The sequence below is a fragment of the Streptomyces sp. NPDC055243 genome, assembly GCF_044544025.1.
Lineage (GTDB): Bacteria > Actinomycetota > Actinomycetes > Streptomycetales > Streptomycetaceae > Streptomyces.
This window is the reverse complement of sequence record NZ_JBITWR010000010.1, coordinates 218923-241284: the sequence shown is the minus strand read 5'-3', so window position 1 is coordinate 241284 and position 22362 is coordinate 218923. Positions and strand designations below refer to the sequence as shown.

The 22362-nt window shown below is 70.1% G+C and carries 23 protein-coding genes and 1 riboswitch; of the genes, 2 read left to right on the top strand and 21 right to left on the bottom strand.

The features are described from left to right. The first annotated feature begins 4 nt into the window (after nt 1-4). Entirely contained in the window at nt 5-1159 is a 1155-nt protein-coding gene (locus ACIGXX_RS28275) for an LOG family protein (RefSeq protein WP_361465241.1), read from the top strand. A gap of 43 nt (nt 1160-1202) precedes the next feature. Here ACIGXX_RS28275 and ACIGXX_RS28270 read toward each other — a convergent pair whose 3' ends face one another. From ACIGXX_RS28270 to rpsB, 9 genes are all read right to left on the bottom strand, one after another. Further along, the gene (locus ACIGXX_RS28270) at nt 1203-2231 is read right to left on the bottom strand and encodes an ABC transporter ATP-binding protein (RefSeq protein ID WP_351165713.1); all 1029 of its coding nucleotides are present in this window, start codon (nt 2229-2231) and stop codon (nt 1203-1205) included. Between the two features lie 11 nt (nt 2232-2242). Further along, nucleotides 2243-3853, bottom strand: a complete 1611-nt coding sequence (locus tag ACIGXX_RS28265; protein ID WP_399979770.1) for an ABC transporter permease — start codon at nt 3851-3853, stop codon at nt 2243-2245. A 95-nt stretch (nt 3854-3948) separates the two neighbouring features. Then, nucleotides 3949-5052 (bottom strand): thiamine ABC transporter substrate binding subunit, encoded by a 1104-nt coding sequence (locus tag ACIGXX_RS28260; protein ID WP_399979767.1) that lies wholly within the window; start codon nt 5050-5052, stop codon nt 3949-3951. Nucleotides 5053-5139: 87 nt separating this feature from the next. Further along, nucleotides 5140-5256: riboswitch (TPP riboswitch) on the bottom strand. Nucleotides 5257-5310: 54 nt separating this feature from the next. Then, nucleotides 5311-6417: a 23S rRNA (adenine(2503)-C(2))-methyltransferase RlmN gene (gene rlmN, locus ACIGXX_RS28255; RefSeq protein ID WP_351165436.1), complete on the bottom strand. Its 1107-nt coding sequence runs from the start codon at nt 6415-6417 to the stop codon at nt 5311-5313. 354 nt (nt 6418-6771) lie between these two features. Then, nucleotides 6772-7827 carry a phosphatidate cytidylyltransferase gene (locus ACIGXX_RS28250; RefSeq protein ID WP_351165432.1) on the bottom strand — a complete coding sequence of 352 codons (1056 nt, stop codon included), beginning with the start codon at nt 7825-7827 and terminating at the stop codon, nt 6772-6774. 33 nt (nt 7828-7860) lie between these two features. Further along, complete coding sequence (frr, locus tag ACIGXX_RS28245; RefSeq protein WP_351165429.1) at nt 7861-8418, bottom strand: ribosome recycling factor; 558 nt, start codon at nt 8416-8418, stop codon at nt 7861-7863. Between the two features lie 150 nt (nt 8419-8568). Continuing rightward, entirely contained in the window at nt 8569-9330 is a 762-nt protein-coding gene (gene pyrH / locus ACIGXX_RS28240; RefSeq protein ID WP_351165427.1) for a UMP kinase, read from the bottom strand. A 186-nt stretch (nt 9331-9516) separates the two neighbouring features. After that, the gene (gene tsf / locus ACIGXX_RS28235) at nt 9517-10353 is read right to left on the bottom strand and encodes a translation elongation factor Ts (protein ID WP_351165425.1); all 837 of its coding nucleotides are present in this window, start codon (nt 10351-10353) and stop codon (nt 9517-9519) included. A 93-nt stretch (nt 10354-10446) separates the two neighbouring features. Then, a complete protein-coding gene (gene rpsB, locus ACIGXX_RS28230) occupies nt 10447-11382 on the bottom strand; it encodes a 30S ribosomal protein S2 (protein WP_351165423.1) in 936 nt (311 codons plus the stop codon). A 281-nt stretch (nt 11383-11663) separates the two neighbouring features. Between rpsB and ACIGXX_RS28225 the strand changes: the two genes are divergently transcribed. Further along, nucleotides 11664-12398, top strand: coding sequence for a peptidoglycan DD-metalloendopeptidase family protein (locus tag ACIGXX_RS28225; protein ID WP_399979760.1), 735 nt, complete (start codon nt 11664-11666; stop codon nt 12396-12398). Here ACIGXX_RS28225 and ACIGXX_RS28220 read toward each other — a convergent pair. From ACIGXX_RS28220 to rplS, 12 genes are all read right to left on the bottom strand, one after another. Then, complete coding sequence (locus ACIGXX_RS28220) at nt 12352-12909, bottom strand: helix-turn-helix domain-containing protein (RefSeq protein ID WP_351165709.1); 558 nt, start codon at nt 12907-12909, stop codon at nt 12352-12354. The two genes, ACIGXX_RS28225 and ACIGXX_RS28220, sit on opposite strands and share 47 nt — an antisense overlap. Before the next feature lie 132 nt (nt 12910-13041). Further along, complete coding sequence (gene whiG, locus ACIGXX_RS28215; protein WP_351165420.1) at nt 13042-13884, bottom strand: RNA polymerase sigma factor WhiG; 843 nt, start codon at nt 13882-13884, stop codon at nt 13042-13044. A 328-nt stretch (nt 13885-14212) separates the two neighbouring features. Then, nucleotides 14213-15385, bottom strand: a complete 1173-nt coding sequence (dprA, locus tag ACIGXX_RS28210; protein WP_399979756.1) for a DNA-processing protein DprA — start codon at nt 15383-15385, stop codon at nt 14213-14215. Continuing rightward, the gene (locus ACIGXX_RS28205; protein WP_399979753.1) at nt 15382-17001 is read right to left on the bottom strand and encodes a YifB family Mg chelatase-like AAA ATPase; all 1620 of its coding nucleotides are present in this window, start codon (nt 16999-17001) and stop codon (nt 15382-15384) included. The genes dprA and ACIGXX_RS28205 overlap by 4 nt, the downstream gene beginning before the upstream one ends. Then, nucleotides 17001-17378: a YraN family protein gene (locus ACIGXX_RS28200; RefSeq protein ID WP_351165413.1), complete on the bottom strand. Its 378-nt coding sequence runs from the start codon at nt 17376-17378 to the stop codon at nt 17001-17003. Before ACIGXX_RS28200 ends, ACIGXX_RS28205 begins: the two co-directional genes overlap by 1 nt. Nucleotides 17379-17507: 129 nt before the next feature. Beyond that, nucleotides 17508-17816 carry a DUF2469 domain-containing protein gene (locus ACIGXX_RS28195; protein WP_003965949.1) on the bottom strand — a complete coding sequence of 103 codons (309 nt, stop codon included), beginning with the start codon at nt 17814-17816 and terminating at the stop codon, nt 17508-17510. A gap of 55 nt (nt 17817-17871) precedes the next feature. Continuing rightward, on the bottom strand, nt 17872-18393 hold the full coding sequence (locus ACIGXX_RS28190) for an NUDIX hydrolase (protein WP_351165411.1): 522 nt from the start codon (nt 18391-18393) through the stop codon (nt 17872-17874). Beyond that, a complete protein-coding gene (gene lepB / locus ACIGXX_RS28185) occupies nt 18383-19150 on the bottom strand; it encodes a signal peptidase I (protein ID WP_361465327.1) in 768 nt (255 codons plus the stop codon). Before lepB (ACIGXX_RS28185) ends, ACIGXX_RS28190 begins: the two co-directional genes overlap by 11 nt. 80 nt (nt 19151-19230) lie before the next feature. Then, the gene (gene lepB / locus ACIGXX_RS28180) at nt 19231-20202 is read right to left on the bottom strand and encodes a signal peptidase I (RefSeq protein ID WP_351165406.1); all 972 of its coding nucleotides are present in this window, start codon (nt 20200-20202) and stop codon (nt 19231-19233) included. Beyond that, the gene (lepB, locus tag ACIGXX_RS28175; RefSeq protein ID WP_351165403.1) at nt 20087-21172 is read right to left on the bottom strand and encodes a signal peptidase I; all 1086 of its coding nucleotides are present in this window, start codon (nt 21170-21172) and stop codon (nt 20087-20089) included. Before lepB (ACIGXX_RS28175) ends, lepB (ACIGXX_RS28180) begins: the two co-directional genes overlap by 116 nt. Beyond that, nucleotides 21165-21884: a signal peptidase I gene (gene lepB, locus ACIGXX_RS28170; RefSeq protein ID WP_399979746.1), complete on the bottom strand. Its 720-nt coding sequence runs from the start codon at nt 21882-21884 to the stop codon at nt 21165-21167. Before lepB (ACIGXX_RS28170) ends, lepB (ACIGXX_RS28175) begins: the two co-directional genes overlap by 8 nt. A gap of 45 nt (nt 21885-21929) precedes the next feature. After that, entirely contained in the window at nt 21930-22280 is a 351-nt protein-coding gene (gene rplS / locus ACIGXX_RS28165; protein ID WP_351165399.1) for a 50S ribosomal protein L19, read from the bottom strand. Between the last annotated feature and the right edge of the window lie 82 nt (nt 22281-22362).

Here is a 22362-nt window from a genome sequence, read left to right as displayed (position 1 = left end):
GCGGATGCAGCCGACTCCCGAACCCGCATCCGCCCCCAGGCCCTCACCCCGACTCCCGGGCGGCGACCGCGAGATCGAGTCGCTGGAGGAGTTCGACGAGATCGCCGCGGGCGGCTCCCTCGCCGGGTGCCGCGTCCAGGCGATAGACCTGACGGCGCGTACGACCGCGTTGGCGGCCTGCGACGCCACGGGCGCTGTCTTCCTCGGCTGCGCCATGGAGCAGAGCGCGGTGGACGCGATGCGGACCGCCGGGGCACTGGTGTTCCCGCCCGTCCCCGGCCTGCCGTTCGACCCGTACCGCGGTCTTCTCTACACGCCCGACGAACTGTTCGCGGGACTCTCCGAGGGCGGGTACGAGGCGACTCCGGACGCCCGCGCGTACGCCTGGTTCCAGGAGACCAAGGCCGACGGCGACGTCTTCTCCTCGATGCTCCGCGCGATCCACGACGACTCGGTCTCGGACGCCCTCGACGAACTGCTCGTCAGCGCGCGGGTGGTGGGCGTCATGGGCGGCCACGCGATGGCCCGCGGCACGGACGCGTACGAGGGCGCAGCCCGGCTCGGCCGCTCGCTGGCCCGCGCCGGGTTCACGGTCGCCACGGGCGGCGGCCCCGGCGCGATGGAGGCGGCGAACCTGGGCGCGTACGCGTCGGTCTTCCGCGACGAGATGCTGGACGAGGCGCTCGAACTCCTCGCCAAGGCACCCTCCTTCACGCCGTCGATCACCGAGTGGGCGCGGGCCGCCTTCGACGTCCGCGAGCGCTGGCCGTCCGGCGGCGCCTCGGTGGGCATCCCCACCTGGTTCTACGGCCACGAGCCGCCGAACGCCTTCGCCACCCACCTGGCCAAGTACTTCGCCAACGCCACCCGCGAGGACGGACTGCTCGCCCGCTCGAACGCGGGCGTGATCTTCCTCCCCGGCGCGGCGGGCACGCTCCAGGAGATCTTCGACGCGGCTACGCCGAACTACTACGAGTCCCGCGGCGAACCGGCCCCGATGATCCTGGTGAACCGGGAGCACTGGACGGACCGCCTCCCGGCGTGGCCACTGCTTCAGGCGCTGGCGCGCGGGCGTTCCATGGAGTCGAAGATCGCCTTGGTGGACAGGGTGGAGGAGGCCCCCGACGTCCTGCGGGGCTTCAGCCCGTACGGCTTCTGAGCACCCCGTACGGATTCCGGGGCGGGCCCCCGGAGGGCGGGGATCAGCCCAGCACCACGACATCCCCGGCGTCGAACGCAACCCCCACGGTGTCCCCCACCCCAGGCGCGTCCCGCAGCGCACAGGCCGCCTCCAGCCGCGGCCCCACCCGTGGCTCCAGATGAACGGCGACGTGCGTGCCCCGGAAGGTGCGCGCCGTCACCGCGCACGGCAGCCCCTCGTCGGCGGGGACCAGCCGCACCCCTGCGGGCCGCACCAGCAGCCGGCACCGGCCGTCCACCGCGTCCTCAGGCACCGGCACCTTGCCCCACACGGTGTCCGCCACGTCACCGACGACCGTGGCGTCGACGACGTTGTCGAAGCCGAGGAACCGCGCCACGAACTCGTCCGCCGGGTTCCGCCAGACCTCAAGTGGCGTACCGGACTGGGCGATCCGCCCCTCCCGCATCACCACGACCCGGTCCGCGAGCGCGAAGGCCTCGCCCTGGTCGTGCGTGACCGCGAGCACCGTCGTACCCAACTCGTCGAAGAGTTCACGGAGTTCGACGACAAGCCGCTCCCGCAGCGACCGGTCGAGCTGACCGAGCGGCTCGTCGAGCATGAGCAGGCGCGGCCTCGGCGCGAGCGCCCGCGCCAGGGCCACCCGCTGCTGCTCGCCGCCCGAGAGCGAGGCGACGGCGCGGCGCTGCGCACCCGGCAGCCCCACCAGTTCGAGCAACTCGGCCACGCGGTTGGCCTGTTCGCCCCGCGACGCCCCGTGCATCCGCAGCCCGAAGGCGACATTGCCCGCCACGTCGCGCTGCGGGAACAGCTGGTGGTCCTGGAACATCAGGCCCACCCCCCGCTTGTGCGCGGGCACGCCCCGCTGATCGCGGCCATCGAGCAGGACCTGCCCGGCGTCGAGCTCCTGGAGCCCGGCGACCGCGCGCAGCAGCGTCGACTTGCCGCTGCCGCTGGGCCCGAGCACGCACACGATCTCGTGCTCCCCGACCGCGAGCCCGACCCGGTCGAGCACGGCCCGCGACCCGAACCGCACGGTCGCGTCCGCCAACGTCAGCAGGCCCGGACCCACGCCCACACTCATCAGAACTCCCCAGTCGTGCGGTCGGTACGGAGCCGTTCGAGCAGCAGCAGCGACACCGCGCACACCACCATCAAGATCGTCGAAAGTGCCATCGCCTGCCCGTAGTTGAGCTCCCCGGCCCGCCCCAGCAGCCGCGCCACGGCGACCGGCAGCGTCGGATTGTCCGGCCGCGCGATGAACACGGTTGCGCCGAACTCCCCCAGAGACACGGCGAAGGCGAATCCGGCGGCGATGAGCAGCGCCCGCCGCACCATCGGCAGGTCGACCTCCCGCCAGGCCCGCAGCGGCGAGGCCCCGAGCACGGCCGCCGCCTCACGCAGGCGTCCGTCCACCGCGCGCAGGACGGGAAGCATGGTGCGTACGACGAAGGGCACGCCCACCAGAGCCTGCGCTAGCGGCACCAGAATCCAGGTGGAGCGCAGGTCGAGCGGCGGCTTGTCCAGCGTGATCAGGAACCCGAAGCCGACCGTCACCGCGGACACCCCGAGCGGCAGCATCAACAGCGCGTCGAAACCGCGCACCAGGCGACCGGCCTTCCGCGTGAGCGCCGCCGCCGCGAGCCCGCCGATCACCAGGGCGATGGCGGTGGCGGCGAGCGCGTACTGGAGCGAATTCCAGACGGCCTCGATCGGCGGCACGAGGAAGGCCCCGCCGTCCGCCGATGTCAGCTCCCTGTAGTAGGTGAAGCCGTAGCCGTCGGGGCCACTGAATGACCGCTCGATCAGCACCCCGAGCGGCAGCAGGATCAGCACGGCGATGGTGACCATGACCCCGCCGAGCAGCGTCCACTGCCCCGCCCCGCGCGGCGCCCGCGCGACCACGGAGGCGTCGACCAGCTTCAGGGCGGTCTCCCGCCGCCGCACGGTCCACGCGTGCACGGCGAGGATCAGGCCGACCGCAGCGAACTGCACGATGGTCAGGACGGCGGCCGTCGGCAGGTCCAGGAGCTGGGCGGTCTGCCGGTAGATCTCGACTTCCAGCGTGGAGTACGCGGGCCCGCCGAGGATCTGCACGACGCCGAACGAGGTGAACGTGAACAGGAAGACCATGAGCGAGGCCGCGGCGACCGCGGGCCCGAGCGCGGGCAGCGTCACCGTCCGCCAGGCCGTCCAGCGCGAGGCGCCGAGCATGCGCGCGGCCTCCTCCTGGCGCGGATCGAGCTGCGACCAGAGCCCGCCGACCGTGCGGACGACGACGGCGTAGTTGAAGAAGACGTGCGCGAGCAGGATCGCCCACACGGTGGTGTCGAGCCGCACGCCCCACATCTCGTCCAGCAGCCCGCCCCGGCCGAGCAACGCCAGGAACGCGGTCCCGACGACGACCGTCGGCAGCACGAACGGCACCGTGACGACGGCCCGCAGGATCTGCTTGCCCCTGAACTCGAAGCGCGCGAAGACGTACGCGCCGGGGAGCGCGATGAGCAGCGTGAGTGCGGTCGACGCGAGCGCCTGCCAGGTGGTGAACCACAGCACGTGCCGCACGTCCGACTGCCCGACGACGTCCGCGATCCGCCCGAACTGCCACTGCCCGCCCACCTTCAGGCCGCGCGCGACGATCGCGGCGACCGGATAGGCGAAGAAGACCGCGAAGAACGCGACGGGCACGGCCATCAGACCGAGCCGCGCCGCGCCCCCGCGCGCAAGCCCCTGAGGGGACTTGCCCCGAGGGGACTTCCCCTTACGGAGCTTGCCCTCGCGGGGCTTGCCTACTTCAGTACGAGCGAGGTCCACGACTTGACCCACTGCTCGCGGTTGTCGGCGATCTTCTTCGGCGCCAGGGTCTCCGGCTCGGCGATCGTCACGCCGTGCTCGGCGAACAGCTCGGGCACCTCGGAGTTCTTCCGCACCGGGTTCACGAACATGTTCAGCGGCATGTCGTTCTGGAACTCGCTGCTGAGCAGGAAGTCGAGCAGCGCCTTGCCGCCCTTCTCGTTCTTGGCGTTGCCGAGCAGCCCCGCGTACTCGACCTGCCGGAAGCAGGTGCCCGTCGCGACGCCGGTCGGCGCCTCCTTGGGCTGCGGCTTCGCGTAGAGCACCTCGACGGGCGGGGACGAGGCGTACGAGACGACGAGAGGACGGTCGCCCTTGGCCTTCTTGCCGCCCGCGGAGCCGGAGAACTCCTCGTTGTAGGCCTGCTCCCAGCCGTCGACGACCTTGACGCCGTTGTCCTTGAGCTTCTTCCAGTAGCCCTGCCAGCCGTCGTCGCCGTACTCGGCGGCCGTGCCCAGCAGGAAGCCGAGACCGGGCGAGGAGGTCGCGGCGTTCTCGGTGACCAGCAGGTTCTTGTAGGCGGGCTTGGTCAGGTCCGCGAAGGACTTCGGCGGCGCGAGCTTCTTGTCTGCGAAGTACTTCTTGTCGTAGTTGACGCAGATGTCGCCGCTGTCGACCGGCGTGACCCGGTGCTTGTCCTGGTCGACGCGGAACTGCGGGAGAACCTGGTCCGAGCCCTTGGCCTCGTACGACTGGAAGAGATCGTTGTCGAGCGCGCGCGAGAGCAGGGTGTTGTCGACGCCGAAGAAGACGTCGCCCTGCGGGTTGTCCTTGGAGAGGATCGCCTTGTTGACGGCGGCGCCGGCGTCCCCGTCCTTGAGGACGTCGACCTTGTACCCGGAGCTCTTCTCGAACGCCTTCAGTACGTCCTTGGAGACGTTGAAGGAGTCATGGCTGACAAGCGTGACGCTCTTGGAGTCTTCGGCCTTGTCGCCGCTGCCCGACGAGCTGCCGCACGCGGAGAGCGCGACGAGCGAGAGGCCGACCGCGACGGCGGTGACCGTGGCCTTCTTGGTGGTGCTCACTTGGGTGGTGCTCACTGAATTGATTCCTCCTGGAGTGACCAGGAAGAGACGCGGCCCTGCCCGCGGACCGGATGGAACCGGTCCGCGGGCAGGGCGCAACAGCATGAGTGATGTCCGAACTTCCTACCCGGAATGACCCGGGCAAGGTTCAGAGGGTCTGCGGCCAACCTGTCCTTGGTGCCGCACTCTCAGCGCTGTGGCGCTCCCCTGTCGGAATATGAAGATGTGTTCCGGCTATGAAGTTGTGTTCCGGCCAGAGTAACCCTCGGCGGACTAACGCTCGGACGCGGCGAGCTGACCGCACGCCCCGTCGATCTCCTGGCCACGGGTGTCACGCACCGTGACGGGCACCCCATGGGCAGCAATGGCATCCACGAAGGCCTTCTCGTCCTCGGGCCGCGATGCCGTCCACTTCGATCCCGGCGTCGGGTTCAGCGGGATGAGGTTCACGTGCACGGGCTTGCCCTTGAGCAGCCGCCCGAGGCGGTCACCGCGCCACGCGTGGTCGTTGATGTCCCGGATCAGCGCGTACTCGATGGAGAGGCGGCGCCCCGACTTGGCGGCGTACTCCCAGCCGGCTTCGAGGACCTCGCGCACGTTCCACCGCGTGTTGACGGGTACGAGGGTGTCGCGGAGCTCGTCGTCGGGCGCGTGCAGCGAGATGGCGAGGCGGCACTTGAAGCCCTCGTCGGCGAACCGGTGGATGGCGGGCACGAGCCCGACGGTCGACACGGTGATCCCACGCTGCGAGAGCCCCACGCCGTCGGGCTCAGGATCGGTGAGCCTGCGGATCGCCCCGGTCACCCGGTTGTAGTTGGCGAGGGGCTCGCCCATCCCCATGAAGACGATGTTGCTCAGCCGCGCCGGGCCCCCGGGAATCTCCCCGTCCCGCAGCGCCCGCATCCCGTCGACGATCTGGTGCACGATCTCGGCGGTCGACAGGTTCCGGTCGAGACCGGCCTGCCCCGTCGCGCAGAACGGGCAGTTCATCCCGCACCCGGCCTGCGACGAGATGCACATCGTCACGCGGTCGGGATAGCGCATGAGCACGGACTCGACGAGCGTCCCGTCGAAGAGCCGCCACAGCGTCTTGCGCGTGGTGTCGTCGTCACAGCTGATGTGCCGCACCACGGACATCAGCTCGGGAAGCAACGCCTCCTGCAGCTTCTGGCGCGAACCGGCGGGGATGTCGGTCCACTGCTCCGGGTCGTGCGCGTACCGCGCGAAGTAGTGCTGCGAGAGCTGCTTGGCGCGAAACGGCTTCTCGCCGACGGCGGCGACGGCTTCCTTGCGCTCGGCGGGCGTGAGGTCGGCGAGATGCCGCGGCGGCTTCTTGGCTCCGCGGGGCGCGACAAAGGTGAGTTCTCCGGGTACAGGCATGGTCCATCCAGTGTCGCAGACACCGGAGGTCCAGCCGGGCCACGGTCCCCCGCAACGCGCCCCGTGCGCGCAAGGCCGTCGACCGGGTGTTCCTTCCGAGGGACGCCGGGCACACGTGAGCAATGACCTCTTACTGTCTGGCATCGGTGCAACTGGCGGAGAAGTGGGTCGGTCCCCCGTGGTTCAAGTGGGCCTTCCTGGGCGTGTGGGTGCTCTGCGGAGTTTTCATCCTCTTCAAGCTGAGCCGGAACGGATGGAAGTTCCCCCGGCGGCGCTGACGACCGCCGGGCCGGGCATACGAAAAGGGGCCCGCCGTCCCCTGGACGACGAGCCCCTCACGTACGTGTACGCAGGTCAGCCGGACCCTACGAAGACGACGAGCAGCAGCCACACCACCGGAGCGGTCGGCAGCAGCGAGTCGAGGCGGTCCATGATGCCCCCGTGGCCGGGAAGCAGCGTGCCCATGTCCTTGATGCCCAGGTCACGCTTGATCATCGACTCGCCCAGGTCACCGAGCGTGGCGCTCGCGGCGACCGCGAGGCCGATGAGCAGCCCCTGCCACCACGTGCCGCCGTCGATGAGGAACTCCATGCACAGCGCGCCCCCGGCCATCGCGAACGTCACCGCGCCGACCAGGCCCTCGCGGGTCTTGCCGGGGCTGATGCGCGGGGCCAGCTTGTGCTTGCCGAAGCGCCAGCCGATCGCATACGCCCCGGTGTCGCTGACCACGGTCAGGAGCAGGAACGTGAGCACCCGCATCGCGCCGTCGTCCGCGGTGAGCATCAGCGCCACGAACGTGGCGAGGAACGGGACGTAGAACGCCGCGAAGACGCCCGCCGTGACGTCCTTCAGATAGCCCTCGGGCGGCTCGGTCATCCGCCAGACGAGCACCGCGAGCGCGGTGAGCGCCATGGCGACCCAGGCACCCTCGGCCCCGCGGACGTAGCCGGCGACGACCATCGCGGCGCCGCCCACCGCCAGCGGGACCAGCGGCGCCTTGATGCCCTTGCGCTCCTCGAGCCGCGAGGTGAGCTCCCAGAGACCGACCACGACGGCGACCGCTATGACGCCGATGAAGAGGGCCTTCACGATGAAGAGCGACGCGATGATCACCGCGCCGAGCCCCACGCCGACTCCTATGGCCGCCCCGAGATCACGGCCCGCGCTCTTCTTCTGCGGCGCTTGAGGCGCACGCGGCGCCTCGGGGGCGGGCTGTGATGCGCTGGACATGGGCTCCTGGGGTACTTCAGGCACGTCAGGCACGATGGGCATGGGCTGCGTCTCTGCTGGATACAGGGCGTCATGCGCATCGTACGCGGGACCTGCCGGGGCAGCCCCTTGAGCAGGGCCCTGGTCGGGCGGCCCCCAGTACCCGGCTCTGGGAGGCGCCCCCCAGGAAGAGTCGTTCACGGATCGGATTCCTCAGTCCTCAGACCCGAGCACTCAGACCTCGAGCAGCTCGGCTTCCTTGTGCTTGAGCAGCTCGTCCACCTGGGCGACGTACTTCGCGGTGGTGTCGTCGAGCTCCTTCTCCGCGCGACGGCCCTCGTCCTCGCCGATGTCGCCGTCCTTGATCGCCTTGTCGATCGATTCCTTGGCCTTGCGGCGGATGGAACGGATCGAGATCTTGGAGTCCTCGGCCTTGGTCTTGGCGACCTTGATGTACTCCTTGCGACGGTCCTGCGTCAGCTCGGGGAACGTCACCCGGATGATGTTGCCATCATTGCTGGGGTTGACGCCGAGGTCGGAGTCGCGGATCGCCTGCTCGATGTTGCGCAGCGCGCTCTTGTCGAACGGGGTCACCACGGCCATCCGCGGCTCGGGCACCGAGAACGAGGCCAGCTGATTGATCGGCGTAAGGGCGCCGTAGTAGTCAGCCACGATCTTGTTGAACATCGCCGGGTGCGCACGGCCTGTGCGAATCGCGGCGAAGTCCTCCTTGGCGACCACGACGGCCTTCTCCATCTTCTCCTCGGCCTCGAGGAGGGTCTCTTCGATCACCACTTGCTCCTGCGTGTTGTGAGTGGGCTGCGGGCGCCCCCACACGGTGAAGTAGGGGGAGTCCATGGGGCGTCGGCTGCGTCGCGTCTCTTTCCCTGCACCGTGTCCGACCGGCAGGGCTTTGTCCATCCCTCAGGGGCGTCCCCGAGATCAGGCGCGGGTGCCCTCGTCGCCCACGAGTGTGCCGATCTTCTCACCCTTGACGGCACGGGCGATATTGCCGGTGGACAGCAACTCGAAGACGAGGATGGGCAGCTTGTTGTCGCGGCACAGGGTGATCGCGGTCATGTCGGCGACCTTCAGGTCGCGCGTGATGACCTCGCCGTAGCCGAGCGCGTCGTACTTCACCGCGTCCGGGTTGGTCTTGGGGTCGGAGTCGTAGACCCCGTCGACGCCGTTCTTGCCCATGAGCAGGGCCTCGGCGTCGATCTCCAGGGCGCGCTGCGCCGCGGTGGTGTCAGTGGAGAAGTACGGCATGCCCATACCGGCTCCGAAGATGACCACACGGCCCTTCTCCAGGTGCCGTACGGCGCGCAGCGGGATGTACGGCTCCGCGACCTGGCCCATGGTGATGGCGGTCTGCACGCGGCACTCGATGCCTTCCTTCTCCAGGAAGTCCTGCAGCGCCAGGCAGTTCATGACGGTGCCGAGCATGCCCATGTAGTCCGAGCGCGCCCGGTCCATGCCGCGCTGCTGGAGCTCGGCGCCGCGGAAGAAGTTGCCGCCGCCGATGACGGCCGCGATCTGGGCACCGTCGCGGACGACCGCGGCGATCTCCTTGGCGATCGCGTGCACCACGTCGGGGTCGACGCCAAGGCCGCCCCCGCCGGCGAATGCCTCACCGGAGAGCTTCAGCAGGAAACGACCGGGGACTTTATCGTCGCCACTGTTTGTGTCGGCCTTGGTGGTCATGGAGTTCTCGCTTCTTTTTGCTCGGCGCACATACGAAGAAGGCCACTGCCGGTGGGGTGTTGTTCGCATCCCATGCTCGGCAATGGCCTCCTCGTCAGATCTGCGGTCGTACGTCGCGTACTGCGTGGGGTACGCGGGCGACCGCTGTCGACCCTAGCGGGGTCTACCGTCGATCGCGGTACGGACTCAGATGCCGACCTTGATGCGCGAGAAGCGCTTCAGGGTGACACCGGCCTCGTCCAGGACCTTCTGGACGGACTTCTTGTTGTCGAGCGCGTACGGCTGACCGAGGAGGGTGGCCTCCTTGAAGAAGCCGTTGACGCGACCCTCGACGATCTTGGGCAGCGCGGCCTCGGGCTTGCCCTCGGCGCGGGTGGTCTCCTCGGCGACGCGGCGCTCGGACTCGACGACCTCGGCCGGAACGTCCTCACGGGAGAGGTACTTCGGCGCGAAGGCGGCGATGTGCTGCGCGATGCCCTTGGCGAGGTCGGCGTCGGCCTTGTCCAGCTCGACCAGGACACCGATCTGCGGGGGCAGGTCGGGCATGGTGCGGTGCATGTACGCGGTGACGTACGTGCCCGCGAACTGGGCGAAGCGGTCCAGGACGATCTTCTCGCCGAGGGTCGCGTTGGCCTCGTCGACGTACGCCTGGACGGTCTTGCCGGCCTCGATCTCGGACGCCAGCAGCGCCTGGAGGTCGGCCGGGGACGTCTTGGCGATGTGCGCGGCCAGCGAGTTCGCGACGGCCTGGAACTTGTCGCCCTTGGCGACGAAGTCCGTCTCGCACTTCAGCTCGACGATGACACCGGAGGTGTTGTCGTCGGCGATGAGGGAGACCACGGCGCCGTTCTCGGCGGAACGGCCCTCGCGCTTGGCGACGCCCTTCTGGCCCTTGATGCGCAGGGCCTCGACGGCCTTGTCGACGCTGCCGTCAGCCTCGTCGAGCGCCTTCTTGCAGTCCATCATGCCGGCGCCCGTGAGCTCGCGGAGCTTCTTGACGTCAGCGGCGGTGTAGTTCGCCATGATCCTGAAATTCTCTTTCGGAGGTCTGAAAGATCTACGGGTGAACGGCGGGGGCCTGAAGGCCCCCGCCGTCAACTACCGAACCTGTGAAGGTCAGGCCTGCTCGGTCTCCGCGGCGGGGGCCTCAGCGGCGGCAACCTCGGCGGGGGCCTCGGCCTGCTCGGCGTCGGCGGCCTTCTCCGTCTCGGCGGACTTCTGAACCTCGGCCTCTTCGGCCTTCGGCTCGTCGGCCTTGGGCTCGTCGGCCTTCTTCTCGCCCTCGAGCAGGTCGCGCTCCCACTCGGCGAGCGGCTCGCCGGCGGCCTTCTCGCCCGGCTTCTGGTCGCCCGTGGCCACGCCGGAACGGGAGATGAGGCCCTCGGCGACGGCGTCGGCGATCACGCGGGTGAGCAGGGTGACGGAGCGGATCGCGTCGTCGTTGCCCGGGATCTTGTAGTCGACCTCGTCGGGGTCGCAGTTGGTGTCGAGGATGGCGACGACCGGAATGTTGAGCTTCCGGGCCTCACCGACCGCGATGTGCTCCTTCTTGGTGTCCACGATCCAGACGGCGCTGGGCACCTTGGACATCTCGCGGATACCACCGAGGGTCTTCTCCAGCTTGGCCTTCTCGCGCGAGAGCACGAGAAGCTCCTTCTTGGTGAGACCCGACGCGGCGACGTCGTCGAAGTCGATCTGCTCGAGCTCCTTGAGGCGCTGCAGACGCTTGTAGACGGTCGAGAAGTTGGTGAGCATGCCGCCCAGCCAGCGCTGGTTCACGTAGGGCATGCCGACGCGGGTCGCCTGCTCGGCGATGGCCTCCTGCGCCTGCTTCTTCGTGCCGACGAACATGACCGTGCCGCCGTGGGCGACGGTCTCCTTGACGAACTCGTAGGCGCGGTCGATGTACGACAGCGACTGGAGCAGGTCGATGATGTAGATGCCGTTGCGCTCCGTGAAGATGAAGCGCTTCATCTTCGGGTTCCAACGACGGGTCTGGTGACCGAAGTGGACGCCGCTTTCCAGCAGCTCCCGCATCGTGACGACGGCCATGGCCGTACTCCTTGGTGTTCTCGGTTGTGCCGCGTCCGCCGGATGGCGGTCGCGCCTGACGCCCGCGATGCGCCGTGCCACAAAGGACCGAGAGGCGCTGGCACCTGGCTTTTCATGGCCTGGTGTCGGGGCGTGCGAAGTCGACCCGGTGACCCGGATCGCCACAAGAAGTGTACGGGACCCGCGGGGCAGCGGGTGACGCCGCTGTCCACAACCGGCTGGTCATCCACAGATCCGCGCCATGATCCCCGCCGAGGGGCCGGGCGGGGGACGGTTCTGGCATGTCTCACATGCGACGAGAGCTGAGTTGTCTGGTGCTGTTGACCGTGGCGCTGATCACTGCGCTGGCGCTGCCCGCGGGGGCGGGTGTGCGTGCCTCCGGGGAGCCGGTGCCGAAGGTGGGCGGTGCGTGGCCCGTGGGGGTGCGGCCGCCCGTCGTACGGGGGTGGGAGCCGCCGGCGACGGAGTACGGCCGGGGCCACCGGGGCGTGGATCTCGCGGCGCCGCCGGGCGCCGTGGTCCGGGCGGCGGCCGCGGGGAGGGTCTCCTTCGCGGGCCGGGTGGCGGGCCGCGGGGTGATCGCCGTGGAGCTTGCGGGCACGGGGGATCCGCCCCTGCGCACGACGTACGAGCCGGTGCGGGCCACGGTCGAGAAGGGTGCCGAGGTGACGGCGGGCGAGGCGCTGGGGGTCCTGGAACTCCCTACGGCGCACTGCCCGAGCAACTGCCTCCACTGGGGCCTGCTGAGGGCCGACACATACCTGGACCCCCTGTCGCTGCTGCCGCCGTGGCTGCTGCGGCGCGGGGCGTCCCGCTTGCTGCCGGTGAGCGATGTACCGCTGCCGCGAGCGCCCCGGCTGTGGGCAGGGGCTGCGCAGGGCGGTTGGGGCCTGCCCCGCTCGAGCGGAGCCGAGAGCGGGGAGAAAGGTGGGCACAGCGCACTGCTGCCGGGTGCCGATGCCCGGGGCCTCAGCCCCGCACGCCCCTCAACGCCATGGCGACTGCCGCCTCGGTGATGGCGGTCGGCTCCTCGGCGACACCGAGCTCGATCCGCCGCACCGCGGCGTCCACGATCCCCTGAAGCAGCATCGCGGCCATCCGAGGCTGCTCATGCCCCAGGGTCTCGAGCGCCTCGACGATGATGGCGATCAGACCCCCGTGCGCGGCACGGATCTTCTCCCTCGCCCCGGCGTCCAGCTCGCTGGCCGAGATGGCGACCACGGCCCGGTGCCGCCGGTCCCCGACCAGCGCCAGCTGCCGCCGGACATACGCCTCGACCTTGCCCTCGGCGGAGTCCGCCCCCTCCATCGCCGCCGAGACCTCGGCGGCCCAGACGGGGAAGTCGACCTCGCACAGCTCCTCCACGACCGCGGCACGCGACCGGAAGTACTCGTACACGGAGGACCGCGCGAGCCCCGTGCGTTCGGCGAGGGCGGGGAAGGTCAACGCCTCCGTACCGCCCTCGGACAGCAGGGAACGCGCGGCGTCCAACAGGGCGCCCCGCTGCATCGACCGGTGCTCGGCCACAGAGGCCGCTCGAATCCTTGGCACGCCCTCCACTCTACGGACGTGACCGCCAGGACGGGAGTCGATCCACCCCGCGAAACCCCACACCGGTGCCGCACGGAGCAGCCCGGGGGCAGGGACGATTCAGCGCGCTCAGCGGCCGAAACTCGCCAGCTTCGCCCGCAGCTGGAGCACCGATTTCGTGTGGATCTGGCTCACCCGGCTCTCCGTCACGCCGAGCACGTTGCCGATCTCGGCGAGGGTCAGACCCTCGTAGTAGTAGAGCGTGACGACGGTCTTCTCCCGCTCCGGCAACGTATTGATCGCGCGCGCGAGCAGCCGCCGCAGCTCGCGGTCCTCGGCGACCTCCACGGGGTTGTCGGCCGCGGTGTCCTCGAGCGTGTCCATCAGGCTGAGCCGGTTGCCGCCCTCGCCGCCGACGTGGAGGAGCTCCTCCAGGGCCACCACGTTCGCCAGCGACAACTGGCTGAAAACGGCGTGCAGTTCCTCCAGCGCGACGCCCATCTCATGGGCGACCTCGCTCTCCGACGGCGTGCGCCGCAGCTGCGCCTCGAGCGTGGCGTAGGCCCGCTCGACGTTGCGCGCCTTCTGCCGCACGGACCGGGGGATCCAGTCGAGCGCACGGAGTTCGTCGATCATCGCCCCACGGATGCGGGTGATCGCGTACGTCTCGAACTTGATGGACCGCTCGATGTCGAACTTCTCGATCGCGTCGATCAGCCCGAAGACCCCGGACGAGACGAAGTCCGCCTGCTCGACATTGGGCGGCAGCCCCACGCTGACCCGGCCCGCGACGTACTTCACCAGCGGCGAGTAGTGCAGGATCAACTGCTCGCGCAGCCGCCCGTCCCCCGTCTCTTTGTACGACCGCCACAGCTCGTCCAGCGACGAGGGGGCGGGGGGCCGCTCCCGCTCGCCGCTACGGGCGGCGGGGGGAGCTGCCGCCCGATCGGACCCTGAGGTGTGCTGGGGCATTCGTCGCCTTGAGCCGTTCTGCCGTGAACTGGTGGGGTCGTGCGAGCCGATGGATTCGCCCGCACCCGCGAGGTGGTGATCTTGCGTGAAGTGAATGAGGTTGTCCGTCTGCTTGCCTGTGGTTGCCTGTCCGCGTCGGAATCCTTGTGAGCGTAGCGTGACTGGAGTGTCGCAGTGTGCGAACAATAGGGGATCCCGCGTACGCAGATACGTTCCGCTGGACGCCCCACCGAGTTCCCCTCATCGCCGTCCGTGACGACCACGGAGCGCCAACTCCGCTTTTTTCCAAGGCCGTCGGGGGTTGGGCCAGACGGCCGAACACGCTCGGTCACGAACCCCCTTCCTCCGGGAAGACCGACACAATCGCCTGGCGTGTCAACTGCCAGCCGTCGCCGTGTCGTTCGACGAACCCGAGAGAGCGCAACTCGTACAGCCGACCGACCGCTCCGTCCACCGTCGTGCACGCGCCCAGCGCGATCTCCCGGACCGGCGCGCTCCCCCGGCCGGGCAGCGCCGCCAGCACACGGGCGGCGTCCGGGGCCAGCAGATCGCGCGGCACGACAGGGCCGCGCCGCTCCGGGGCGACCTCGCCCATGTCTCCCACCAGCTCGACGACTTCCGCCGCGTCGGTCACCAGAACGCCCTCACCCCGCAGCAGTTCATGCACCCCCGCCGAGAGACCGCTGGTCGCCGGGCCCGGCACCCCCATCGTGAACCGGCCGAGCTCCTGCGCGCCGCGCGCCGTGACGAGCGCACCGCTGCGGTACGCGGCCTCGACGACGACGCTGCCCCTGGTCAGGGCGGCGATCACGCGGTTGCGGAGGATGAATCTGCTCGGCGTCGGATGATCTCCGGGCGGCAACTCCCCGACCAGCAGACCCTGTTCCGCGATCCTCCTGATCAACTCGGCGTGTCCTCGCGGATAGGCCCGGTCGACCCCGCACGCAAGGACCGCGACGGTAGCCCCACCGGCCCCCAGCGCTCCCCGGTGCGCGGCCCCGTCGATCCCATAGGCACCGCCCGACACGACCACCCAGCCCCGCTCGGCGAGCCCCGCCCCGAGGCCGGCCGCCATGTGTGCCCCGTACTCCGTGCAGGCCCGGGAGCCGACCACGGCCACCGACCGCAGCGCCCACATCCGCAGGCTGGGCTGCCCCCGCACCCACAGCCCCACCGGCCGCCCGTCCCCCAGGTCGTCCAGCTGGACGGGCCACTCCGCCTCCCCCGGGCACACGAACCGCACCCCCGCGTCCCGTGCCACCGCCAGGTCCAGCTCGGGCCGCGCCCTTTCCGCCCGCGCCCGCAGCCCTTCCCACCGCCCCGGCGTCACCCCGGCCAGCCGCTCGTCCCCCTCGGTCAACCGCCGCACCACTTCGACGGCCCCGGTCTCCCGCAACCACCGCCCGCCCGTCACGTCCCCCGGTTCGAGGATCCGGGTCAGCGCGACCCTCGCCAGACGCTCCTCCTCCGAGGCGGAGCCCGGACCCGGCACCGAGGTCATGTCAACGCCCCGATCGCCATCGGCACGCCCCGCGACACCCCCGTACGCAACTGCAGCGCCAAAGCGACGTCCTGCGCGGCGGGGCGGTCGCGGCCCGCGAGGTCCGCGACGGTCCAGGCGACCCGCAGCACGCGGTCGAGCCCCCGGGCGGTCAGGAACCCGCGCTCCAGGTCCAGTTCGGCAGCGTCCAGGGCGCCCGGCTCGGCGGGCCACCGTGCGCGCAGCGCGTGCCCCGGCACTTCGCTGTTCGTCCGCCAGCCGGTGCCGGTGAGTCTGACCGCCGCTCTCTCCCGGGCGACGCGCACCCGGTCGGCGACCGTCTGCGTGGAGTCCCCCCGCGTGCCGTACCCGGCCAGCTCGGACCGGGTGACGGGCTCCACCTCGACCTTCAGGTCGATCCTGTCGAGCAGCGGGCCCGAGAGCCGTGCCTGGTAGCGGCGGACGACGGACGCGGGGCATTCGCAGCCGTCGCCCAGCAGCGTGTGCCGACCGCAGGGGCAGGGGTTGGCGGCCAGCACCATCAGGAATTTCGCGGGCAGCCGCACCACTCCCGCACTGCGAGCGATCACCACATGGCCCGACTCCAGGGGCTGGCGCAGGGAGTCCAGGGTCTGGCTGCTGAACTCGGGCGCCTCATCGAGGAAGAGCACCCCGCGGTGAGCCAACGAGACCGCCCCCGGCCGCGCGATTCCCTTGCCGCCGCCCACGAGCGACTGCATCGTCGCGGAGTGGTGCGGCGCGCAGTACGGCGCGGTGTCCACCAGGGGTCTGCCCGGCGGCAGCATGCCCGCCACCGAGTGGACGGCCGTCACCTCCAGGGACTCCTCCCTGGTCAGCCGGGGCAGGATGGCCGGCAGCCGCTCCGCGAGCATCGTCTTTCCCGCGCCCGGCGGGCCCTGCAGGAAGAGATGGTGGCCGCCCGTCGCCGCCACCTCCACGGCGGTCCTGGCCGACGCCTGCCCGACGACATCGGCGAGGTCCAGGGCAAGGGCGTCCTCCAGACCGCCGCCGAGTCCCGTGCCCACGCCGGTTCCCGGCACGCAGAGCCCCGCGAGCATCGGGTCGGGCCGTCCCGGCTCGTCCGGCTCCTCCTCCGGGACCGGCTCGTCGGTCAGCACCGCGATCAGCTGGCGCAGGCTGCGCACCCCGAGCACCGAGACCCCGGGCACCAGCGCGGCCTCGGCCGCCGTGCTCTCCGGGACCACGACCTGCTCATAGCCCGCGTCCGCCGCCGCGAGGACCGCGGGCAGCACGCCCCTCACCGGCCGCACCCGCCCGTCGAGCCCCAGCTCACCGACCATGACGATGTCGGCGAGGACCCGCGGATCGATCCGCTCCGCCGCACCGAGCACCGCACAGGCCACCGCGAGATCGAAGCCGCTGCCGCCCTTGGGCACCGACGCCGGGCTGAGGCCGACCGTGAGCTTCTTCTGCGGCCATTCCCCGCCCGAGTTGACCACCGCGGCCCTGACCCGGTCCTTGCTCTCCGTCAGGCTCTTGTCCGGGAGCCCGACCAGCGTGAACGCCGCGACACCGGGCTCCAGGTCGGCCTGCACCTCGACGACCACGCCCTCGACGCCCACCAGCGCCACGGAACACGTACGCGCGAACCCCATCAGGCCACCCCCCGCGCGTGCTCCACGACAGGGGCACCGCGGCGTGGGATCAGCACACCGACGAGGTCGATCCGCACCCCGCCCGGCGGCGGGCCGCCGCGCTCCTCGATCCAGCGCTCGGCCAGGCGCCGCAGCCGCTCCGCCTTGGCCCGGCCCACGGCCGCCATCGGATGCTGATAGATCCCCGAGCCGACCAGGCCGGCCCGGCGCGTCTTGACCTCGCAGACGACCAGCGCTTCGCCGTCCATGGCCACGATGTCGATCTCGCCGGTCCTGCCACCGCGCCAGTTGCGCTCCAGAACCGTCATCCCGGCTTCGCCCAGCCGCCTCGCGGCCAGATCTTCGCCGTACTGCCCGAGTGCCCCACGTGCGTTCATGTCGGAACCACCTCCGACACCCACACTGGGGCTCGACCCCGGCCCTTGTGGATCTTGGTGGACGACTCACGCGTTGTGGAAAACTCGCTCACCCGTCTCGGTGAGCCCCGCCGAGACGAGGAGGCGGACTCAGCCTCCCGGCAGCTCGAGATCGCTCTTGTTGAGCTCCTCGATATTCACGTCCTTGAACGTCAGGACGCGCACCTGCTTCACGAACCGTGCGGGCCTGTACATGTCCCACACCCAGGCGTCCGCCATGGACACCTCGAAAAAAACCTCACCCTGGACCGAGTGCACCTGCATCTCGTAGTCATTCGTGAGGTAAAAGCGCCGTTCGGTCTCGATCACATATTTGAACAGACCGACGACATCGCGGTACTCCCGGTAGAGCTTCAGCTCCATCTCGGTCTCGTACTTCTCGAGGTCCTCGGCGCTCATGGCATGTTCCCCTTCAGCCGTGCGTCCCCCCATTGTGCGTCAGCCCCTGGAGCCTCTACACGATTTCCGTGTCGAGGGTCACGGGCCGGCTCGGAGGACCCTCGTCGAGCAGCCTGCGAAGCAGCTCGGCGAGCCTGGTCGGATACACCGTCTCATGTGCCTCGGTCAGTTCTTGGCACGTCCACCAACGCGCTCCAGCGACACTCCGCCGTTCCAGCTCCGTCAGCCCTGTGGCCTGCGTGGACGTCTGTGACGTACGCGCCAGGAAGTACCGCTCGTCCTGGTCCCAGCGCCGTCCGGCGAAGGGGAAGGAGCAGATCCGCTGCCACAGGGCGGGGCCGAGCTCGACCTCGGTGATGCCCGTCTCTTCCATCAGTTCACGCAGCGCGGCCTGTTCATGCGTCTCGTCGCCCTCCAGACCGCCGCCCGGCGTGAACCACCAGTCGTCCGCCGTGTCCCCCGGCTCGTGCCCGTGCAGCAGGAGGATCCGGTCCTGCGGGTCGAGCAGCACCACGCGCGCGACCTTCCGCAGCGCTTCCGGCTCCGGCCGCGCCACCGGCCGCGGCTCAGCCGACATGCGCGGTCGCCCCCGAGCGGTCCCGGCTCTGCGGACGCTCGCGCCCGCGCCGCATCCGCTTGGCCACCGGACCGTAGGCAGCGCCGCCCAGGACGAGGACGGCACCGGCCACCACCGCCCACACCACGAGCCGTACGGGCCCCGGGTCGGAGATGCCGCCCGCCATGTCCGCGAAGCCCTCGGGGCGCTCCAGCGTCCCGAGCCTGTCCGTCGGCCAAGCCACCGCGTCGACCCGCCCCTCCACCGCGTCGCGCGGCACGGAGCCGTGGTTGGAGTCGCCCAGGTGCACGCTGGAGTCCAGGGAGCCGCTGCGCTCGTCGCCGAGCAGGAAGAGGTTGCCCTTGGGGACCGTGGTGGCCGGGATTCCGGTGGCCGCGGCGCCCTTGTCCCCGGGAAGATACGGTTCTGCGACCTGCTTGCCGTTGACCATCAGCTTGCCGTCCGTGCAGCAGGAGATCCGGTCGCCGCCGACGCCGACCACACGCTTGACCATCGGCAGATCGCCCCAGCTCGCCTGCCGGAAGACGACGACGTCACCCCGGCGCACCTCGCTGCCGTCTATCCGCTCGGCCAGGACCCGGTCGCCCGCGCCGATCGTCGGCGTCATCGACCCGGTGGGCACGGTGTACGGCTGGTACAGGACGGCGCCCCAGACGAAGCCGCCCAGGAAGAGCACACAGCCGAGGGCCACGGCCAGTCCCGACAGCACGCTGCCGAGCCGTCCGCGGCCCTCGTCCGTACGTTGTGTCCTGCTCATCCCAGTGCTCCCCCATATCGGAGACGACCCCGCGCCCCTACGAACAGAGGCTCGGAAGATCAGCGATCTGGGACGGCACCCTACCCGGCGGTACCTCCGCCAGAAACCCTCCCGGCCTGGGCGGCGGCCACCGTGAGCCGACGCCTGCGCCAGAGCACGACCGGAACCGCACCCGCAAGCCCGAGGGCCGCCGGCGCCGCGCTCATCGCGGTGTTGATGCCCTGCTGGTCGAAGGTGTCCGGCTTGGGCAGCGTCGCCCAGCGGGTGGGCGGCCAGGCGATCACGATCGCGCGGCCCACGACGTTGTCCACGGGGACGGCGCCGCCGCCGGGCTGGTTCTGGTGGTAGCGGGAGTCCAGCGAGTTCTGCCGGTGGTCACCCATGACCCAGATTTTGCCCGCGGGGACGGTGATCTTGAACTGGCCGCCCTGGTCGTCGACGCTGCACGGGGTGTTGCCCTCGAAGACGTACGGCTCGTTCAGTGCCTTGCCGTTGACCTTCACCGGTCCTGTGCCCTTGCACTCCACCGTGTCGCCGCCGACCGCGATGACCCGCTTGATCAGGTCCTTCTCGTCGGCGGACGGCATCAGGCCGACCCAGCCGAGGACCCGCTGGATCGCGTTCGGGTCGGGCGTCGGCTCACCGTCCAGCCAGTGGCCGGGGTCCCGGAAGACGACGACCTCGCCGCGCTCGGGCTCCGAGCCGAACCACGGTGTCAGCTTGTCGACCAGGACGCGGTCGCCCTTCTGGAGCGTGTTCTGCATCGAGTCCGAGGGAATCGAGAACGCCTGCACCAGGAAGGTCTTGATCACCAGCGCCAGGATCAGGGCGATGCCGATCAGGAGCGGCAGCTCCTTCCAGAAGGAGCGGGGCTTCTTCGCCCCCTTGGCCTGCTTCCCGTCGAGATCGCCGGGTGCGGGACTGGAGCCCGCGGTGTCACTCCCGGGGTTCACGCCGTCCGTCGCGGCCCCGGCCTCCGGCTCGTCCGACCGCCCTGGCTGCTCCTCGGGCCCACCGTGTCCGGACCGTGCGCCGACCGCCACATCCCCCACATCCACTCCTCAGTCCGTGCTGTTGCCCGCTCCTGATGCGATGCAGGCCCACCACTCCCATAACGAGCGGGAGTTCCGCAGGGGTCGGGAGTCCGGTCAATCCGTATCGATCGCCGAGGGCCACCCTATGCGACGGGCCGAGGGCCGTGTCCGACTCCGCACGCGCGTCGGGCACGGAGGCGTACGTCTCGGGCTCCTCCAGCTTGCGCCAGTGGTCGAAGGGCCAGGCGATGACGAGCGCGCGCCCTACCACGCTCTCCTCGGACACGGTGCCGCTGAACTTCTCGGTGCGGTGGAAGCGGGAGTCGGCCGAGTCGGAGCGGTGGTCACCCATGACGAAGAGGCGCCCGTCGGGAACCTTCACCTGGAACTCGAAGGACGAGGGCTCATCACCGGGATTGATGTACGGCTCGGTGAGCGGGACTCCGTTGACCGTGAGCTTCTTGTTCTTGTCGCAGCACTTCACGGTGTCGCCGCCGACGCCGACCACGCGCTTGATCAGGTCCCGTTCGTTGTCGGAGGGCAGCAGCCCGATGAAGGACAGGCCCTCCTTGACCTGCTTGACGACCACGGGGTCGTCCTTCTTCTTGGTCTGTTCGTCCTCGAGCCAGTTGCCGGGGTCCTCGAAGACGACGACGTCGCCGCGCTCGGGCTTGGCACCGAACCACGGGGTGAGCTTGTCGACGAGGACCCGGTCGCCGATCTTGATCGTCTGCTCCATGGAGCCCGAGGGGATCACGAAGGCCTGCACCAGGAAGGTCTTCAGGACCAGGGCTATCAGGAGCGCGACGCCTATGAGGAGGGGTATCTCCTTGATCGCCGAGCGCCGCCTGCGCCGCTTGACCTTCCGCGCGAGCTTGCGCCGCTCGGCCCTTCCGGGCAGTACGGGACCGCTGGTGGGCCGGGATCCGGTGGGCAGCCTGGTGTCGGACCGGTGACTGGCGGCTCGCGTTCGCCCGCGGTTACCCATGCGCGCCGCCTGGTGCCGGCACGCGCGCGTAGCTGTCGGGGCGCTCCAGAGAGGTCCAGTGGCCGATGGGCCAGGCGATCCAGTCGGCTCTGCCGATCACGGAGTCGACGGGGATCATGCCGCCGCCGGGCTGGCCCAAGTGGTCGCGGGAGTCACGGGAGTCGCTGCGGTGGTCACCGAGGAGGAACAGGCTGCCTTCGGGCACGACGGCGACGAAGCGCGCCTTCGAGGGGGCGTCCCCCGGGTACAGGTAGGGCTCGTCGACCGGCTCGCCGTTCACCTTGATCCTCCCCCGCTCGTCGCAGCAGACCACCCGGTCTCCCCCCACCCCTGCGACCCGCTTGATGTAGTCGGCGTCCCCGAAGTAGCCGCTGCCGTCGAAGACGACCGCGTCACCTCGCTGCGGCTCGGAACCGAAACGGTACGCCAACTTGTTGACGAGTACCCGGTCTCCGACCCGGAACGCGGGCTCCATGGAGCCACTGGGGATCTGGAACGGCTGCATCACGAAGGTGCTGACGAGCAGCAGGAACACCATGCAGATCAGCAGTGTCAGGGTGGCTCTGCCGCCCGGCACCCAGGAGACGAAGGACATAAAAGCGGAGCGCGACCGGTCCTCCGCCCCCGCGGACTCCCCGTCGCACTCGGCGCTCGGGGAATCGGTGGGTGGGGAGGAGCGGTCGCGCTCCGTGTGCTGTGCTTCGGTGTCCATCGGGGCCAGATGCTATCCGGCTCCGCTGTGGACCCGTGCGCGAGCTCAGTTGTCGCGCTTCTCCTTGATCTTCGCGGCCTTGCCGCGCAGCTCACGGAGGTAGTACAGCTTCGCGCGACGCACGGCGCCGCGGCTGACGAGCTCGATCTTCTCGACGATCGGCGTGTGCACCGGGAAGGTGCGCTCGACGCCGACGGAGAAGGAGACCTTGCGGACCGAGAAGGTCTCGCGCACGCCGGCACCCTGGCGACGGATGACTACGCCCTTGAACTGCTGCACACGCGAGCGGTTGCCCTCGATGACGCGCACGTGGACGTTGACGGTGTCACCCGGGCGGAAGGCCGGGATGTCGGTGCGCAGCGAAGCGCTGTCGACGGAGTCGAGCAGGTTAGCCATGATCGTCTGCTTTCTTCACTGATGCCACAGGTCATCAGCGGTAAGTTCGTGATGAGGATTCGATTGCTGTCCACGCCGGGCG

Excerpts from the sequence above, each read along its gene's own strand:
- whiG (WP_351165420.1), bottom strand. The coding sequence starts at position 13,884 with ATGCCCCAGCACACCTCAGGGTCCGATCGGGCGGCAGCTCCCCCCGCC.
- ACIGXX_RS28225 (WP_399979760.1), top strand. The coding sequence starts at position 11,664 with ATGTCTCACATGCGACGAGAGCTGAGTTGTCTGGTGCTGTTGACCGTG.
- ACIGXX_RS28205 (WP_399979753.1), bottom strand. The coding sequence starts at position 17,001 with ATGGGGTTCGCGCGTACGTGTTCCGTGGCGCTGGTGGGCGTCGAGGGC.
- pyrH (WP_351165427.1), bottom strand. The coding sequence starts at position 9,330 with ATGACCACCAAGGCCGACACAAACAGTGGCGACGATAAAGTCCCCGGT.
- lepB (WP_351165403.1), bottom strand. The coding sequence starts at position 21,172 with ATGGGTAACCGCGGGCGAACGCGAGCCGCCAGTCACCGGTCCGACACC.
- ACIGXX_RS28195 (WP_003965949.1), bottom strand. The coding sequence starts at position 17,816 with ATGAGCGCCGAGGACCTCGAGAAGTACGAGACCGAGATGGAGCTGAAG.
- dprA (WP_399979756.1), bottom strand. The coding sequence starts at position 15,385 with ATGACCTCGGTGCCGGGTCCGGGCTCCGCCTCGGAGGAGGAGCGTCTG.
- rplS (WP_351165399.1), bottom strand. The coding sequence starts at position 22,280 with ATGGCTAACCTGCTCGACTCCGTCGACAGCGCTTCGCTGCGCACCGAC.
- ACIGXX_RS28275 (WP_361465241.1), top strand. The coding sequence starts at position 5 with ATGCAGCCGACTCCCGAACCCGCATCCGCCCCCAGGCCCTCACCCCGA.
- rpsB (WP_351165423.1), bottom strand. The coding sequence starts at position 11,382 with ATGGCCGTCGTCACGATGCGGGAGCTGCTGGAAAGCGGCGTCCACTTC.
- lepB (WP_399979746.1), bottom strand. The coding sequence starts at position 21,884 with ATGGACACCGAAGCACAGCACACGGAGCGCGACCGCTCCTCCCCACCC.
- tsf (WP_351165425.1), bottom strand. The coding sequence starts at position 10,353 with ATGGCGAACTACACCGCCGCTGACGTCAAGAAGCTCCGCGAGCTCACG.
- ACIGXX_RS28200 (WP_351165413.1), bottom strand. The coding sequence starts at position 17,378 with ATGAACGCACGTGGGGCACTCGGGCAGTACGGCGAAGATCTGGCCGCG.
- lepB (WP_361465327.1), bottom strand. The coding sequence starts at position 19,150 with ATGAGCAGGACACAACGTACGGACGAGGGCCGCGGACGGCTCGGCAGC.
- ACIGXX_RS28190 (WP_351165411.1), bottom strand. The coding sequence starts at position 18,393 with ATGTCGGCTGAGCCGCGGCCGGTGGCGCGGCCGGAGCCGGAAGCGCTG.
- ACIGXX_RS28265 (WP_399979770.1), bottom strand. The coding sequence starts at position 3,853 with ATGGCCGTGCCCGTCGCGTTCTTCGCGGTCTTCTTCGCCTATCCGGTC.
- rlmN (WP_351165436.1), bottom strand. The coding sequence starts at position 6,417 with ATGCCTGTACCCGGAGAACTCACCTTTGTCGCGCCCCGCGGAGCCAAG.